Below are 547 nucleotides of genomic sequence, written 5' to 3' on the forward strand. Positions count from 1 at the left end.
TAGTGGTCATAGGTAGCTCCCTAATCTAATATTCAAACAAATTTTTAAATGAAATGGTTATAAGGAGGCGCCCCCGCCGCGCCCGCGCCGTTATTTAAGCTGTTTTCCTATGAGGACGACACATAACAAAGCAAATTTCACCATAAGGAGAAAGGCGTTCTGTATAAACATTATTCATTGTGTCACCACAAATATTCTTAGTAACAATAGCCATGCCACATGCATTGGCATTTTCATAAACATGCACTTTACTTACAATTTTTGCACTATCGAAAACATGGGCATTATCATACACATGGGCATTGGCAAAAACCTTTGCTGAATCGTAGACGCGAGCATTACCATATACAAAACCACCAACACCCGCATTGCCATAAACCTGCGCATTTTCGTAAACACGACCAGGGCTCACAACAATGGCTTGATCACCAACCCAGCAATTACCATCATGGGAAAGATTTTCTTCAGATTCAATATAGCCACCAAGTTGACCAGCTTTAACATCACCAAAATCTCTTAACGCCTTAATGCGATAAAGTTTTTTACC

At 40.2% G+C, this 547-nt stretch carries 1 protein-coding gene; it reads right to left on the minus strand.

Annotated elements, in window-relative coordinates:
- Positions 1–94 precede the first annotated feature (94 nt).
- The coding region (locus ACFIQC_RS10225) for a hypothetical protein (RefSeq protein WP_375707168.1) at positions 95–547 on the minus strand (453 nt) is incomplete at its 5' end.

This window comes from Bartonella sp. AA126HLJHH (assembly GCF_042197425.1).
Taxonomy (GTDB): domain Bacteria; phylum Pseudomonadota; class Alphaproteobacteria; order Rhizobiales; family Rhizobiaceae; genus Bartonella.